At 66.7% G+C, this 15,612-nt stretch carries 15 protein-coding genes; 6 read left to right on the top strand and 9 right to left on the bottom strand.

The features are described from left to right. Positions 1-58: 58 nt before the first annotated feature. The 5 genes from BIU82_RS15010 to BIU82_RS14990 form a co-directional block, all read right to left on the bottom strand. Positions 59-1,513 (bottom strand): GTP-binding protein, encoded by a 1,455-nt coding sequence (locus tag BIU82_RS15010; protein WP_253182798.1) that lies wholly within the window; start codon positions 1,511-1,513, stop codon positions 59-61. Continuing rightward, positions 1,513-2,577, bottom strand: a complete 1,065-nt coding sequence (gene cysD / locus BIU82_RS15005) for a sulfate adenylyltransferase subunit CysD (RefSeq protein ID WP_253182797.1) — start codon at positions 2,575-2,577, stop codon at positions 1,513-1,515. Before cysD ends, BIU82_RS15010 begins: the two co-directional genes overlap by 1 nt. Next, positions 2,574-3,287 carry a phosphoadenylyl-sulfate reductase gene (locus BIU82_RS15000; protein WP_070350235.1) on the bottom strand — a complete coding sequence of 238 codons (714 nt, stop codon included), beginning with the start codon at positions 3,285-3,287 and terminating at the stop codon, positions 2,574-2,576. Before BIU82_RS15000 ends, cysD begins: the two co-directional genes overlap by 4 nt. Beyond that, positions 3,284-5,029, bottom strand: a complete 1,746-nt coding sequence (locus BIU82_RS14995) for a nitrite/sulfite reductase (RefSeq protein WP_070350234.1) — start codon at positions 5,027-5,029, stop codon at positions 3,284-3,286. The genes BIU82_RS15000 and BIU82_RS14995 overlap by 4 nt, the downstream gene beginning before the upstream one ends. 110 nt (positions 5,030-5,139) lie before the next feature. Beyond that, a complete protein-coding gene (locus BIU82_RS14990) occupies positions 5,140-5,850 on the bottom strand; it encodes a sirohydrochlorin chelatase (RefSeq protein ID WP_070350233.1) in 711 nt (236 codons plus the stop codon). A 73-nt stretch (positions 5,851-5,923) separates the two neighbouring features. On the opposite strand from BIU82_RS14990, the gene BIU82_RS14985 reads away from it, so the two are divergent. Further along, on the top strand, positions 5,924-6,610 hold the full coding sequence (locus BIU82_RS14985; protein ID WP_070350232.1) for a trimeric intracellular cation channel family protein: 687 nt from the start codon (positions 5,924-5,926) through the stop codon (positions 6,608-6,610). Positions 6,611-6,628: 18 nt separating this feature from the next. Further along, on the top strand, positions 6,629-7,051 hold the full coding sequence (locus tag BIU82_RS14980) for a hypothetical protein (protein WP_070350434.1): 423 nt from the start codon (positions 6,629-6,631) through the stop codon (positions 7,049-7,051). A 115-nt stretch (positions 7,052-7,166) separates the two neighbouring features. On the opposite strand, the gene BIU82_RS14975 is transcribed toward BIU82_RS14980, so the two are convergent. The 4 genes from BIU82_RS14975 to BIU82_RS14960 form a co-directional block, all read right to left on the bottom strand. After that, on the bottom strand, positions 7,167-7,730 hold the full coding sequence (locus BIU82_RS14975) for a type IV toxin-antitoxin system AbiEi family antitoxin domain-containing protein (RefSeq protein ID WP_253182796.1): 564 nt from the start codon (positions 7,728-7,730) through the stop codon (positions 7,167-7,169). 464 nt (positions 7,731-8,194) lie between these two features. Next, positions 8,195-9,298, bottom strand: a complete 1,104-nt coding sequence (locus BIU82_RS14970; protein ID WP_070350433.1) for a polyprenyl synthetase family protein — start codon at positions 9,296-9,298, stop codon at positions 8,195-8,197. Positions 9,299-9,308: 10 nt separating this feature from the next. Then, on the bottom strand, positions 9,309-10,658 hold the full coding sequence (locus BIU82_RS14965; RefSeq protein ID WP_139146632.1) for a geranylgeranyl reductase family protein: 1,350 nt from the start codon (positions 10,656-10,658) through the stop codon (positions 9,309-9,311). A 44-nt stretch (positions 10,659-10,702) separates the two neighbouring features. Continuing rightward, positions 10,703-11,464: a demethylmenaquinone methyltransferase gene (locus BIU82_RS14960; RefSeq protein ID WP_083292384.1), complete on the bottom strand. Its 762-nt coding sequence runs from the start codon at positions 11,462-11,464 to the stop codon at positions 10,703-10,705. A gap of 44 nt (positions 11,465-11,508) precedes the next feature. Between BIU82_RS14960 and BIU82_RS14955 the strand changes: the two genes are divergently transcribed. The 4 genes from BIU82_RS14955 (at position 11,509) to BIU82_RS14940 (ending at position 15,513) form a co-directional block, all read left to right on the top strand. Further along, entirely contained in the window at positions 11,509-12,846 is a 1,338-nt protein-coding gene (locus BIU82_RS14955) for an isochorismate synthase (protein WP_070350231.1), read from the top strand. Between the two features lie 158 nt (positions 12,847-13,004). Continuing rightward, positions 13,005-13,817, top strand: coding sequence for an ABC transporter substrate-binding protein (locus tag BIU82_RS14950; protein WP_070350230.1), 813 nt, complete (start codon positions 13,005-13,007; stop codon positions 13,815-13,817). Positions 13,818-13,904: 87 nt separating this feature from the next. Further along, complete coding sequence (locus BIU82_RS14945; protein WP_070350229.1) at positions 13,905-14,696, top strand: amino acid ABC transporter permease; 792 nt, start codon at positions 13,905-13,907, stop codon at positions 14,694-14,696. A 10-nt stretch (positions 14,697-14,706) separates the two neighbouring features. Continuing rightward, the gene (locus BIU82_RS14940; protein ID WP_070350228.1) at positions 14,707-15,513 is read left to right on the top strand and encodes an amino acid ABC transporter ATP-binding protein; all 807 of its coding nucleotides are present in this window, start codon (positions 14,707-14,709) and stop codon (positions 15,511-15,513) included. Positions 15,514-15,612: the final 99 nt, after the last annotated feature.

Genomic DNA, 15,612 nt, shown 5'->3' with positions numbered 1-15,612 from the left:
TTCCGGTTCCGCAAACGGGCTGCGGTCTATGAGCGGCACCTTTCAAGGCGCATAAACCTCAGATGACGTAGCGCTCGTCCTCGTGGTCGCCCGGGTGGTCCTTGACCAGGCCCGCGGCAAGGGTGTTGCCGTCCAGCGGATCGATCACCAGGAACGCGCCCGTGCGGCGGTGGCGGAGGTAGTTCTCCACCGGCAGCGGCGCGGCGAGGCGCAGCTGGGCGTGGCCGATGTCGTTCAGCTCCAGGGTGGAGGCTTCTTCCACCTTGAAGGTGCCGAGGTCCAGCTTGCCGCTGACGTTGCGGACCAGGGCCTGGACGGTACGGGTACCGTGCTTGACCAGCACCTTGGCGCCTTCGCGGAGCGGCTTCGGGGACAGCCAGCACAGGGAGGCATACAGGTCCGCGGTGCTGTCCGCGACAGTTCCGGCGGCGGCAATGGTGTCGCCGCGGGCAATGTCGATCTCCTCGGCCAGGCGGATGGCCACCGACTGCGGGGCCGCAGCCTCCTGCAGTTCCTTGCCTGCGAAATCGATGCCGGTGATGGTCGTGTTCCGGGGTTCGTGGCCCGGGCTCAGCACGGTGACCTGGTCGCCCACCTTCACCGAACCTTCGGTGATCTGCCCGGCGTACGCGCGGTAATCCCGGTACGCTTCGACGTCGAGCCCGCCGGCCACGGCATCCGGCGCCAAGGCACCCTGCGGACGGATGACCAGCTGCACGGGGAAACGGAAGCTTTCCAGGTGGCTTTCCAGCTCATCGGCGGCCGGAAGCGTCTCCAGGACCTCCAGCAGGGCGGGGCCGCTATACCAGGGGGTGCGGTCGGAGCGGTCCACCACGTTGTCGCCGTCGAGCGCGGACACCGGGATGACCAAGATATCGGTGCCGCCGCCAGCATTTGATTCATCAGTGCCGATCCCAAGCTCGCGCGCCACCTGCTGCACATCGGCCTCAATGGCGCGGAAGACATCCTCGCTGAAATCGACCAGGTCGATCTTGTTCACGGCCACGATCACGTGGGCGACGCGCAGCAGCTGCAGCACGGACAGGTGGCGGCGGGTCTGCTCCAGGACCCCCTTGCGGGCGTCGATGAGCACGACGACGGCATCCGCGGTGGACGCGCCGGTCACCGTGTTCTTGGTGTACTGCACGTGGCCCGGGCAGTCGGCCAGGATGAAGCTGCGGCGGTCCGTGGCGAAGTAGCGGTACGCGACGTCGATGGTGATGCCCTGTTCGCGCTCGGCGCGCAGGCCGTCGGTCAGGAGGGCGAGGTCGATGCCGCCCTTTTCCCCGCCGAAGCCACGATCCGCGGAGGTGCGGGCGACGGCGTCGAGCTGGTCCGCGAGGATCGCCTTGGAGTCGTGCAGGAGGCGGCCCACCAGGGTGGACTTGCCGTCGTCGACCGATCCGGCGGTGGCGAAACGGAACAGGGTGGATTCGCGCAGGTTCTCGTTGATTGAGCCTGTCGCCCCGGTGATTGAGCCTGTCGCCCCGGTGATTGAGCCTGTCGAAATCATTAGAAGTAGCCATCCTTCTTGCGGTCTTCCATGGCGGCCTCGGAGATGCGGTCATCTGCGCGGGTGGCGCCACGTTCGGTGAGGGTGGAGGCGGCGACTTCGACAACGACGTCGGCCACGGTGCGCGCGTCGGATTCGACGGCGCCGGTGCAGGACATGTCCCCCACGGTGCGGTAGCGCACCAGCTTGGTGATGACTTCCTCGTGCGGCAGCGGCTGGGAGACCTCGCCGACTGCGCGCCACATGCCATCACGGGCGAAAACTTCGCGTTCGTGGGCGTAGTAGAGGCTGGGCAGCTCGATGCCTTCGCGCTCGATGTAACGCCACACGTCCAGCTCGGTCCAGTTGCTGATGGGGAACGCGCGGACGTGCTGGCCCACGGTGTGGCGGCCGTTGTACAGGTTCCACAGCTCGGGGCGCTGGTTGCGCGGGTCCCACTGGCCGAATTCGTCGCGCAGGGACAGGATGCGCTCCTTGGCGCGGGCCTTGTCCTCGTCGCGGCGGCCGCCGCCGAAGACGGCGTCGAACTTGTTGCGCTGGATGGCGTCCAGCAGCGGCACGGTCTGCAGCGGGTTGCGGGTTCCATCGGCGCGCTCGGCGAGCTCGCCGCGGTCGATGAACTCCTGCACGGAGCCCACCACGAGCTTCAGTCCCAGGCGCTCCACCGTGCGGTCGCGGAAGTCGATGACCTCGGGGAAGTTGTGGCCGGTGTCCACGTGCAGCACCGGGAACGGCACCTTGCCCGGCCAGAAGGCCTTGGTGGCCAGGTGCAGCATGACCACGGAGTCCTTGCCGCCGGAGAACAGCAGCGCGGGACGCTCGAACTCGGCAACAACCTCACGGATGATGTGGATGGCCTCGGACTCGAGCGTGTCCAAGGAGCTCAAACGGCCCGAAACGCCGCCTGCCGCCCCCGCCCCTTCGCCGCGCGGCTGATCTTCGATCAGCCCAGCGCGCGGCTCCGACAGGCCCGATGCCACTCCCTGGGCGGCAGACGGCGTCTCGGCGATGTCGTTCTCCAGCACAGACAGCTCCAGTTCCTCGTTGCTTGTTTGAGTGCTCATGTGTGTAGTCCGCATTCTGTCTTGTCGGATCCTGCCCAGCGGCCGGCACGGGGGTCTTCGCCCGGGGCCACCTTGCGGGTGCAGGGCTGGCATCCGATGGACGGGTAGCCCTGGCTCAGGAGGGGGTTGACGGGAAGGATGTTGTCTTCGGAGTACTGGACCAGTTCGTCGAAGGTCCAGTCGACCATCGGGTTCACCTTGACCAGGCCGAAGGACTCGTCCCACGTGACCACCGGGGTGTTGGTCCGGGTGGGGGCTTCGTCGCGGCGGACGCCGGTGAACCATACTTCGTAGCCGGCCAGGGAGCGGCGCAGCGGCTGGACCTTGCGGAGGGAGCAGCACTGGGCGGCGTCGCGGGCAAAGAGGTCCTTGCCCAGGAGCCGGTCTTGCTGTTCCACGGTGTTCTCCGGGAGGACGTCCACCACGTTCACGCGCAGGTTCGCGGCCACCTCGTCACGGGTCGCGTAGGTTTCCGGGAAGTGGTAGCCGGTCTCCAGGAAGAGGACCTCGACGCCGGGAAGCTGGTCCGCGACCAGTGCCGGCAGCACGGCGTCGGCCATGGAGCAGGCCACGGCGACGGCGGGCAGTTCGAAGTTCCGGGCCACCCAGGCGATGACGTCCTCTGCCTTGGCGTTCCAGCCGAGCTCCTCGGCACCGGCAGCGGCCAGCGCCTTGAGGTCTTCGACCGTGCGCTTGGTAGCTACTGTCACTGGAGATCCCCCTCATCGGCAGAGTGTGCCCACTCGGCGAAGGTCTGGCCCTCGGCGCCGACGGCCACGAACTTGCGGACCACACGCTCCACGTAGTCGGGCAGGTCCTCGGCGGTGACCTTCAGGCCGCGGACCGTGCGGCCGAGGCCCGCCTCGGCGCGGTCGTTGTTCGCCAGCCCGCCGCCCAGGTGAACCTGGAAGCCCGGGGCGGGATCGCCGTCGGGGGTCGGCAGCATCATGCCCTTCAAGCCGATGTCCGCCGTCTGGATGCGGGCGCAGGAGTTGGGGCAGCCGTTGATGTGCAGGGACAGTGCCTGCGGCAGCTGCTTGCTCTCCACGAGGTCCGCCAGGCGGCGCTCCAGCTCGGCGATCGCGGTGGCGGCCGTGGCCTTGGTTTCCACGATGGCCAGCTTGCAGAACTCGATGCCGGTGCAGGCGATGGTGCCGCGGCGGAACACCGACGGGCGGGCGGACAGGCCCAGTGCGTCCAGTTCGGCCACGAGCGGCTCCACCTGCTGCTTGTCCACGTCCAGCACCACGAGCTTCTGGTGCGGCGTGGTGCGCAGGCGCTGCGAGCCGCGGGCTTCCAGGGTGTCGGCGAGCTTCACCAGGATGGAACCCGAGACCCGGCCCACGGTGGGCGTGACGCCGATGAAGAACTTGCCGTCCTTCTGCTCGTGGATGCCCACGTGGTCGCCCGGGGTGGAAGGCTTCGGCGCGGCGGGGCCGTCCGGAAGCTTGAAGCCGAGGTATTCGTCTTCAAGCACCTGGCGGAACTTGGCCGGGCCCCAGTCGTTCATGAGGAACTTCAGGCGGGCCTTGGTGCGCATGCGGCGGTAGCCGTAGTCGCGGAAGATGCTGGTGACGCCCAGCCACACTTCGGCGGCAACGTCCGGGGAAACAAAGACGCCGAGACGCTCGGCGAGGCGCGGGTTGGTGGACAGGCCGCCACCCACCCAGAGGTCGTAGCCGGCGCCGAGTTCGGGGTGCACCACGCCCACCAGGGCGAAGTCGTTGATCTCGTGCACCACGTCCTGGGACGGGTGGCCGGTGATGGCGGTCTTGTACTTGCGCGGCAGGTTGGCCAGTTCCGGATCGCCGATGAAGCGCTCGGAGAGTTCGTGGATCAGCGGCGTGGGATCGATGATCTCGTCCTTGGCGATGCCGGCCACCGGAGAGCCGAGGATGACGCGGGGAACGTCGCCGCAGGCTTCAGTGGTGGACAGGCCCACGGCTTCGAGGCGGCGCCAGATTTCCGGGACGTCTTCCACGCGGATCCAGTGCAGCTGGACGTTCTGGCGGTCGGTCAGGTCCGCGGAGTCGCGGGCGAACTCCACCGAGATTTCGCCGATGACGCGCAGCTGTTCGGTGGTGAGGGCACCGCCGTCGATGCGCACGCGCAGCATGAAGTACTTGTCTTCGAGCTCGTGCGGTTCGAGCGTTGCGGTCTTGCCGCCGTCGATCCCGGGCTTGCGCTGGGTGTAGAGGCCCCACCAACGGAAGCGGCCGTGCAGGTCCGTGCCATCGATCGCGTCGAAGCCCTCTTTGGAGTAAACGGACTCGATACGCTCGCGGACGTTCAGTCCGTTGTCTTCCTGCTTCCAGGTTTCGTTGGCGTTGAGCGGCGTGGTGCCGTCAACCTTCCACTGGCCGTGGGGCTTGGCGGCAGGTCGGGACGGCCGGGCAGGGCGCTTCGGGGCAGCCTGGTCCGCGGACGCTCCGGCTAGAGCTGTATCAGTCATGCATCGACTGTAGGTGTGGCCGGAATTGCGTCACAAAGGACCGGAAACGCTAAGTCACCTAGGGAAACATTTCGTCACGAAGCCGCTGTAAGCCTTGCCTTACCGGGGATTTACGGACGGAGCGCGACGGCGGCGTCGTACCGTTCCAGCGCGATCTCCGCGAGCACCGGCGAGGGCAGCACCGGCGCCGTGACCACATCCGCCTCCGCCTTGAACAGCTGGTCGTGGAAGTAACCCGTGGCGAGCAGGTAGGAGGCGACCACCACGCGCCCCGCACCGGCGAGTTCGGCACCGGTGAGTTCAGCGCGGAGGGCCGCGACGCCGTCGGGCACGTTGGGTTCGGCGCTGGCACCGTAGGCGACGCGCACCGGGTTCGGCAGCAGTTCGGCGAGCAGGCGCGCCTGCTCCTCCGAATCCACCGAGCCGTCCGGCAGTGATGAGCCAGCGGCGGCCAGCAGCACGCCGTCGTCGTCCTTCAGTCCCGCCTCGCGAAGGCGTTCGGCGAGCAGCTCCGCGAGCCGCGGATCCGGGCCCAGCGGCGGTGCCGCGGTGACCTCCGGGCGGTCCTTGATGGCCTTGGGGATGTCCACCTTCACGTGGTAGCCGGTCCCCAGCAGCAGCGGAACGACGACGGCGGCCGCCCCCTCCGGCAGTCCCGCCACCACAGTGCCGAGCTCGGGTTCCTGGACATCCACATAGGCTTCGAGGACCTCCAGCCCCGGACGCATTTCCGCGATCTCCGCGAGCACGCGCCGGATGGCCGCCTGCCCTTCGGCGTTGCGGGTTCCGTGGGCGCAGGCGATGAGGACGGGGTTGCTCATTCCCCCAGCGTAACCTTGAGTCGGTACTTGCCCGCCAGTATGACCACCACCCCGACGACGAGGAGACGCGCACGTGTTCAGCTTCGACCTGGCCCTGGTATGGCTGGATCTGGCAGGTGTGTTCTTCTTCGCCGTATCGGGCTCGCTGCTGGCGGCCCGGAAACAGTTCGACATCATCGGTTCGATCATGCTGGCCAGCCTCGTGGCGCTGGGCGGCGGCGTCATCCGGGACATCATCATCGGCACCGGCGTGCCCGCCGCATTTAGCAACCCCGTGTACGTGCTGCCACCGCTGCTGGCCGCCGCGCTGGTGTACTTCCTGTTCTTCAGCGTCCAGCGCTTCACCTCCCTGCTCACCCTGTTCGACGCCGGCGGGCTCGCCCTGTTCTGCATCACCGGAACACTGAAGGCGCTCGTGGCCGGCATGAACCCGGTGGCCGCGGTGCTGCTGGGCGTGACGACGGCAGTGGGCGGCGGCGTGCTGCGGGACATCACCGCCAACGAGGTGCCGTCCCTTTTCAACGACCGCGACCTCTACGCCCTGCCCGCCTTCATGGGCGCCGCCCTGACCGCATGGCTGTGGCACAGCGGCAACTTCAACGGCACCACGGCAGCCTTCGTGGCCGGCGGCGTCTTCCTCTTCCGGGTGGCCGCCTGGCACTACGGCTGGCGGGTCCCGCTGGCCGTGCGCGGCTGGTACCGGACACCCCACGGCACCAAGGTCAGGGTCCGGCAGCGGAAGAAATTCGGCCGCTCCTGATTGGCTAGGATGGAAGCCATGACTGACATGTTCCTCGAGAAGTTCCGCGCGCTTGTTCCGAAGTATCTCGAGGACGAATGGCAGGAAGAGGACGGCCTTAGCGCCGCCGAGCTGGACGAGGCCCTGTCCGCCCACAGCTTCACCATCCCGCTGGTGCTGCGCGAGTTCTACCTGGCGCTGGGCGGCTGCGAAGACCTCATGGAGGCCTACCACTACTTCTGGGACCCCGAGGAACTCGAAGTGGATGACGAAGGCTTCCTCATGTTCCTCGAAGACGAAGAGGAACGCTTCACCTGGGGCTTCCGGGTAGCCGACCTCAGCGTGCCGGACCCCATCGTGTGGCGCCGCAACAACGCCCGCGGACAGTGGAAGAGCGAAGACGGAACGTTCTCCGAGTTCGTCTTCGACATGTTCGACTGGGCCTTCAGCGACGAGGACTAAGACGCGAAAGCTCCCCGCCGCTGGAGTTCAAGTACCTCAAGCACCTGGGCCACCATGCGCTCCGGGTGGTGGACGACGTCGTCGTAGTAAAACCTCAAAGGCAACAACCCGGCCCTCAGGGCGGACCTCCAGCAGGGAATCCGCCCTCGGAATCACCAGGTCCAGCAACGCTCTGTGCCGCGCTGTTCCGGTTGCCTGGCAGCTTCCGCCGCAGGAAATCCACGGTGATGGCGCCCTGGCCAACCGCCGACTGCACCATGACAAGTGCTTCCAGTTCCGGCAGGCAGCGGAGCGCACGGAGAAGCACATCGGCAAGGCCCGCCACCGGAAGATAAGGGTGGGCGGGGTGCAGGCACGGAGCATGATCCACGACCATGGCTTTGGGGATGCCATTGCCACAACTCAGGTGAAGGAACTTCGCTTCGCCGTTCGCGGGCTTCGGTAGCTGCCAGAGCCTGTAGGTCATTGCTGCGGAAGTGCACGTCAGCCTCGCATTGGCCAGCACGGCAGCCAGGATGGCAGCGTCCAGAGTTCCCGCCGCATACACACCCCTGCGAAGCACAACTATCGCGCCGCTTTCAACAGCCTTTTTCTGCACGGAACGGCCGTATCCCGCTTTTCGAAGTTGAGCGGTCCTGACGACGCCACCGCGGCTGTTTACGAATTGAACAAGATCCATGCACCGACTTCAGCACCCGGATAAAGCACGGCGGGGCCCGAAAGTGCCGTATGTGGACAACTCAGGCTGCCTTCCTGACCTTGTTTCACGGCAGGTCCTGGCAATTCCGGCGGATTTCGGCGGTCAAGCAAGCCATAGCAGGTCAGGAGCGCCGCTCGCCGTAGGCCTGGCCGACGCCATTTCGACCCAGTAAATGAGAGTTGACCACCACAGTTGCATCTATGACAAAACTGTCATATGCTGTTTCTCGGATTCACTAAATGCCTCCGGTGGGTCTGATGCGAACGGAGATTGTGACCCCGGTTTCGCGCAGCGCTTTGACTCGTAGCGTTGCTCGGAGCCGGGGTCATTCCGTTTAAGCCGGCAATTCGCTGCCATCCGCGCTGCCACCCGGCCAAATCCCGCAAAACAAAAACAGGCGCCCGGCCCACCAAGGGACCGGACGCCCGCCTCAGCCAGGAAAACTAGCTGCTGCGCTCCACCACGGCGTGCGCAAAGTTGGTCAGCGAATCCTTCACCACGCCCTCGGGCAGCGGGGCCAGCGCGGCAACGGCCTCGGCAGCCCACTGGCGCGCGATGACCCAGGACTCCGCCGTCACGGGGTGCTCGCGCAGCCCGGCAACGGCCTCGGCCAGCGCCTCATCGGAGGACAGGTCGCCGTCCACCAGTTCAAGCAGCGAGACGGCGGACTGGTCGCCGGCGGCAGCGGCCTTGCGGAGCAGGAGCACCGGCAGGGTGGGCACGCCTTCGCGCAGGTCCGTGCCCGGGGACTTGCCGGACTTGACCTTGACGCCCGTGACGTCGATGACGTCGTCGGCCAGCTGGAAGGCAACGCCCACCTTCTCGCCGTATTCCACCAGCACGTCCTCGAAGGCTTCATCCGCGCCGGCGAAGATGGCACCGAGCTGGCCGGAGGCAGCCACGAGGGAGCCCGTCTTGTCCGCGATCACCGAAAGGTAGTGGGCCACGGGATCTTCGTCTTCGCGAGGGCCCACGGTTTCGTGCAGCTGACCCAGGCACAGGCGCTCGAAGGTCCGGGCCTGGATACCCAGGGCGCGGGAACCGAGTTCGGACACCAGGATCGAGGCACGGGCGAAGATGAGGTCGCCGGTAAGGATGGCCACCGAGTTGCCCCACACTTCGTGCGCCGTCGGCGCACCACGGCGGAAGGGCGCGGAGTCCATGACGTCGTCGTGGTAGAGCGTGGCCAGGTGCGTCAATTCGACGACGACGGCGGCCTGCACCACTTCGGCGCGCGAGGCGTCACCCAGGTGCGCGCACAGCAGGGTCAGCAGCGGACGGATGCGCTTGCCGCCGGCTTCCACCAGATGACGCGACGTTGCGTCAGCCAGCGGATCAGAGTTGGCGATGGCCTCGCGGAGCTTCTTTTCCACACGGGCAAGATTGGTGGTGATGGCCGGGCCCAGCTCGGCGTCGGCGGCGATGGCGGCGAATCCCGCGGGAAGCTGGAGCCCCGTGGCGATGGCTGTGGTGCTGGGAGCGGGTTCCGCAGTGCTGGGCAATCCGTGCCCGGCATGCGTCCAGCTGTGTTCGGCAGAGTGAGTCACAGGGTTAACCCTAACTTTTCGCAGCGGAAACCGCTGATTCGGTGCCGCCGCCCGGCGTCGCGGGCGCGGTGGAAGCGGAAGGCGTCATATTGGAGGTGGCGGGAACCAAGGATTCGAGGACCCGGATCATGCGGTCTTCGAAGCCCTTGGCGGAGGAATCGGTGAGGTTGGCCAGCAGGCGCACCACGAAGCGCATCAGCAGCGGCAGGGGCATGCCGGTCCGCAGCGCGAGCTTCATGACGGCCGGCTTGCCGATCAGCGCGGCAAAGACCCGTCCGAGCGTGAAGTGCGATCCCCACTCATCCCGCACGTAGTCCGCGTACCGCGCGAGGTGCGCGTCGGCGTCGTACTCCCCCGCAGCAGCGCGACGTGCAGAGGCGTCAATGATGAACTCCGCGGCGAAGCGCGCGGACTCCATGGCGTAGGAGATGCCCTCGCCGTTGAACGGGGACACCATGCCGCCGGCGTCGCCCAGCAGCAGGAGCCCCGGCGAGTAGTGCGGGGTGCGGTTGAAGCCCATGGGCAGTGCGGCGCCGCGGATCTCCCCCACCTGGTTCTCCGGGGTGAAGCCCCACTCGGCGGGCATGCCGGCGGTCCATTCGCGCAGGACCTGCTTGTAATCCAGCTTGCCGAATTCCTTGGAGGAGTTCAGGATGCCCAGGCCCACGTTGGAGGTGCCGTCGCCGACTCCGAACACCCAGCCGTAGCCGGGCAGCGGCTTGCCGGACTTACCCGGAAGTTCCAGCCAGCCTTCCATCCACTCGTCATCCGTGCGCGGGGACGTGAAGTAGGTGCGGACGGCGACGCCGAGCGGACGGTCGTCGCGCTTGTGCATGCCCAGGGACACAGCCGTGCGGGTGGAGTTGCCGTCCGCGGCGAGTACGACGTCGGCGTGGAAGTCGCGCGTTTCGCCCGTCTTGCGTCCGGACTCGTCAAGGATCGCGGCCCGGGCGCCGATCACCCGGCCGTCCTCGGAGCGCAGCGCTTCGGTGACGCTGTGGCGTTCCAGCACGACGGCGCCGGCAGCCTGGGCGTGCCGGGCCAGTTCCTCGTCGAAGCCCAGGCGGGTACGGATCAGCCCGTAGGTGGGGAAATCGGAGACCTCGGGCCAGGGCAGTTCGATGGTGCGGCCGCCGGCAATCAGGCGCAGGCCCTTGTTGCGGCGCCAACCGTCCGCTTCGGCATGCGGCAGTCCGAGCTTCTGGATCTCGCGGACAGCGCGCGGGGTGAGGCCGTCGCCGCAGACCTTTTCCCGGGGGAAGCTGGTCTTCTCCAGCACGGTCACGGCGATGCCGGCGCGGGCAAGGTAATACGCGGCGGTGGACCCGGCGGGCCCGGCGCCAACAATCAGTACGTTCACAACAGCCTTGGTGTTAATGCAGGGACGGTCTGGAAGCCCGGGCGCTAGGACGCCTTGCGCGGCTTGAGCTGGCGGCGCAGCTTGGCCACGGGAACGCTGTCCGAGTGCCCGTTGGCAGGCTTGGAGGCGCGGTGCACGGCCACGATTCCGCCGCTGAGGTTCCGATAGGTGACGTCCTGCCAGCCGGCTTCCTGCAGCCACGCGGCCAGGTGGTCCTGGTCCGGCCAGGCGCGGATGGACTCGGCGAGGTACACATAGGCATCCGGGTTGGAGGACACCTTGGTGGCGATCGCCGGGAGGGCGCGCATGAGGTATTCGGTGTACATGGTGCGCCAGAGCGGAACCACCGGGGCCGAGAATTCGGCGATCACCAGGCGGCCGCCCGGCTTGGTGACGCGCAGCATCTCCTGGAGCGCCTTGTGCGGTTCGTTGACGTTGCGCAGGCCGAAGGAAATGGTGGTGGCGTCGAAGCTGTTGTCCGCGAACGGCAGGTTGGTGGCGTCACCGGCCACGAAGTTGATGTCCGGGCGGCGGCGCTTGCCCACCTTGAGCATCCCGAGGGAGAAATCGCAGGCCACCACGTCAACGCCGGCATCCGCATACGGTTCGCTGGAGGTTCCGGTTCCGGCGGCGAGGTCCAGGACCCGCTGGCCGTGCTTGACGTCCATGGCTTCGACCACCACGCGGCGCCACCGCCGGGTCTGCCCCATGGAGAGGACATCGTTCACGACATCGTATTTGGGGGCGACATCGTCAAACATCGTCGCAACTTCGTCCGGACGCTTTTCCAAGGATGCTCGGTTCACCATGCAATTGTCTCAGACATTCCGCGGAGTACTGTTGTTCCATCATGACCACCACGCTCCGCGCCAGCACTTTGAAGACCTTGACAGTCCCCCTCGATGAAGACTTCACCGCCGGGGGGCTGCCGTCGTTTCTGGTACGGGATGACGCGCTGTGCTGGACGCGCCGCGAAGACGGCTTGGTGGCCTTCGGCGAACTGACCCGCTTCACCGGCACGGGCCCGGAGCGTTTCCTCGAGGCCGATATCTGGTGGCGGCACATGGTGATCGAGGCCGACATCACAGACCATGTGGGCATTCCCGGTACCGGCCCCCTGGCCTTCGGCACCTTCGCTTTCTCCAAGACTTCGCCTTTTGAGTCCCGGCTGATCCTGCCCGAAATCGTGGTGGGCATCCGCGACGGCCGCTCCTGGCTGACCCAGTTGACGCTCGACGACGTCGAACTCACCGAGGCGGGCGCCCGCGCCGCCCTGGCGGGCTGGCTCAATGTCCCGGATACCGGACTCACCCCGGCCGGGGGCGGCAGCACCGGCGTCGGGCGGTTCACGCTCAAGAGCGGCTCGCTGAGCGAGGAGGACTGGAAGCAGGCGGTGGCGGACGGCGTCGCGGAAATCCGCACCGGAAAGCTGGAAAAGCTCGTGCTGGCCCGGGATGTCGTGGCGACCCTGCCCGACGGCGTGCGGCCGGCGGAGGTGCTGCGGAACCTGACGCGCAACTACCGCGAGTGCTGGACGTACGGCGTCGACGGCCTGGTGGGTGCCACGCCCGAGATGCTGATCCAGGTGGAGGGCCGCACCGCGCAGGCGCGCGTGCTGGCCGGCACCCTGGACCGCCGCGATGCCGAGGGCGTGGACGGCTCCCCGATGGACTACGCCGAGCGGGTGCTGGCCGGCTCGGAGAAGCAGCGGCACGAACACGAGATCGCCATCCAGTCGCTGACCACCCAGCTGGCACCGTTTTCGGAGGCAATGAACGCGCACAGCGAACCGTTCATCCTGGAACTGCCGAACGTGTGGCACCTGGCTTCGGATGTGAAGGCCGAACTGGCAGATATCGAGGGGCATGTGCCCACCTGCCTGGCCCTGATCAACGCCCTGCATCCCACGGCGGCGGTGTGCGGCACGCCCACCTCGGTGGCGGGCGAGCTGATCCGGCGCCTGGAGCACATGGACCGCGGGCCGTACGCCGGTCCGGTGGGCTGGCTGGACGCGGCCGGTAACGGCGAGTGGGGCATCGCGCTGCGCGGGGCGGTCATCGAGTCGCCGACCTCGGTGCGGATGTTCGCCGGGTGCGGGATCGTGGAGGGCTCGGTGCCGGAGGTTGAGCTTGCGGAGACGTGGGCGAAGTTCCGTCCGATGCTCGAATCCCTCGGCATCGAGCGCTGAATCCGGGATCTCAGACTGAAGCGGGCTGCGCGGGCTTGATTTTTGACCCGTATTGGTTATCCAATAGTGAAACTTAGTTTCCTGTGACGAACATCTCATGGTCAGCGCTACACTAAAGACCGATTTGCTTCGCGTCCCCCGCAACAAAAGGTAAACAAATGCATATCTCCCGTTCGTTCCTCGGCAGCTCCAAAGTCAAGGCCGCAGTCCTCCTCGCAGCCGGCGCCCTCGCCCTGACCGCCTGCGGTGGCGGCGCACCCGCCCCGGCAGCAAGCTCCGCCGGCGGCAGCAGCGTCTCGCTGATCAACGCCGGCAAGCTCACTGTCTGCTCCGACGTTCCCTACGAGCCGTTCGAGTACCAGAAGGACGGCAAGATCGTCGGTTTCGACATCGACATCGCCAACGAGATCGCCAAGGACCTCAACGCCGAGCTGAACATCGTGGACAGCTCCTTCGAAGCCATCGAAACCGGCACCGCGCTGACCGGCTGTGACCTCTCCATCTCCTCGGTTTCCATCACGGACACCCGCAAGAACGTCATGGACTTCTCCGACCCGTACCTCGCCGACGACCTCACCCTGGTCGCCTCCGAGGCTTCCGGCATCACCAACATCGACGGCGCCAAGGGCAAGAAGGTCGGCGTGCAGCAGGCCACCACCGGTGCCCAGTACGCCAAGGACAAGGGCATCGACGCCCAGCAGTTCGAGGACACCGGCCTCCTGGTCCAGGCCCTCAAGGCCGGCACCATCGACGCCGCCCTGGGCAACCAGTCCGTGCTCGGCTACGCCATCAAGGGCGACACCAAGTTCAAGCGCGTGGAGAACTACGCCACCGGTGAAAAGCTCGGCATCGCCATCAAGAAGGGCAACACGGCCATGGCCGAGAAGGTCAACGCCACCCTCAAGCGCCTCACCGACGACGGCACGCTGAAGAAGCTCGAAACCCAGTACTTCGGCGAAGCAGCCAAGTAAGTACGTCCGGCCAGAGACATACGCTGCGAGGCCCCGTGAAGCACGCTGCACGGGGCCTCAGCTGCGCAATATGAATGTGAGAACACCATGGCAATGACCGCACGTCAACGAGCCAAAGTCAGCCTGTACGTCCAGGCAGGCATCTTCGTGGTGGCCATCGCAGCCCTGCTGCTGGCCACCGACTGGAAGACCATCAGCGCCAACGTCTTCAACTTCGGCAAGATCGGCCCGATGTTCCCGGGCATCTTCACCGTGGGCCTGCTCAACACGCTGATCTACACCGCCCTCGGCTTCATCGTGGGCCTCTCCGGCGGTTTGCTGCTGGCCCTCATGAAGCTCTCCAGCTTCCCGCTGTACCGTTGGATCGCCACGGGCTACATCGAATTCTTCCGCGGTATCCCGGCACTGCTCGTCTTCATCGCCTTCGGCTACGGCGTTCCCCTGGCCTTCGGCGTCCAGTGGCCCATCTTCGTGGTGGTCATGGTCTCCCTCGGCATGGTGGCCGCGGCCTACATCGCCGAAACCCTCCGAGCCGGCCTGCAGGCTGTTCCGAAGGGACAGCTGGAGGCCGCACGCTCCCTGGGCATGCCGCAGTGGCGCGCGATGGTGACCATCATCATCCCGCAGGCCTTCAAGATCGTCCTGCCGCCGCTGACCAACGAAATCATCCTGCTGACCAAGGACTCCTCCCTGATCTACGTGCTGGGCCTGACCGCCTCGCAGTACGAGCTCACCAAGTTCGGCCGCGACGGCATCTCCAGCCTGGGCGCCGGCCTGACGCCGCTGCTGGTGGCAGGTGCCTTCTACCTGGTGGTCACCATCCCGTTGAGCCTCTTGGCCCGGAAGTTCGAGAGCCGCAGCGCGCGGACCAAGCGATAGGCAGGAAGCCATGAACGACGTCGAAACCACTACTCCCGGCGGCGCCCGGACGGTGCACGCCGCCGGTGTGTCCATCAAGGACCTCCGCAAGGCCTACGGCTCCAACGAAGTGCTCAAGGGCATCAACCTGGACGTCCAGCCCGGCGAGGTCGTCTGCCTGATCGGCCCCTCGGGCTCGGGCAAGTCCACCCTGCTGCGCTGCGTCAACCTCCTCGAACAGCCCAACCAGGGCACCATCCACGTGGGCGGCTTCGAAGCCACTGATCCCGATGTGGACATCGACAAGATGCGCCGCAAGGTGGGCATGGTGTTCCAGCAGTTCAACCTCTTCCCGCACCTGGACGTGCTGCGCAACTGCACGGTGGCGCAGACCAAAGTGCTCAAGCGTTCGCAGGAAGAGTCGGACAAGATCGCCCAGGCCAACTTGGAACGCGTGGGCCTGGGACACCTGGCCAAGCGCTTCCCGGACCAGCTCTCCGGCGGCCAGCAGCAGCGTGTCGCGATTGCCCGCGCACTGAGCATGAACCCCGAGCTGATGCTCTTCGACGAGCCCACCTCGGCGCTCGACCCCGAGACGGTGGGCGACGTGCTCGCCGTCATGCGCAAGCTGGCCCGTGAAGGCATGACCATGCTCGTGGTCACGCACGAAATGGCCTTCGCCCGTGAAGTGGCAGACCGCGTGGTCTTCATGGACGGCGGCGTGGTGGTCGAGGAAGGCGTGGCCGAGCAGGTCATCGGCAACCCGCAGCAGCCGCGTACCCAGGAATTCCTGCGCCGCGTCCTGGACCCGACGCATATCGAGGTCGAGGAAGACTAAGCACGCGCTGCACCTTTTGGGTGACGCTGCGCAAATGCCCTGGCGCTACGGGAATTCCCGCAGCGCCAGGGCATTTCTGTGTCGCCAGGACGGAAGCGC

It is taken from the genome of Arthrobacter sp. SW1 (genome assembly GCF_001766675.1).
In the GTDB taxonomy this organism is placed as follows: domain Bacteria; phylum Actinomycetota; class Actinomycetes; order Actinomycetales; family Micrococcaceae; genus Arthrobacter.
Note: the sequence above shows the minus strand (reverse complement) of the source record. Positions and strands in the feature narration are given on the sequence as shown.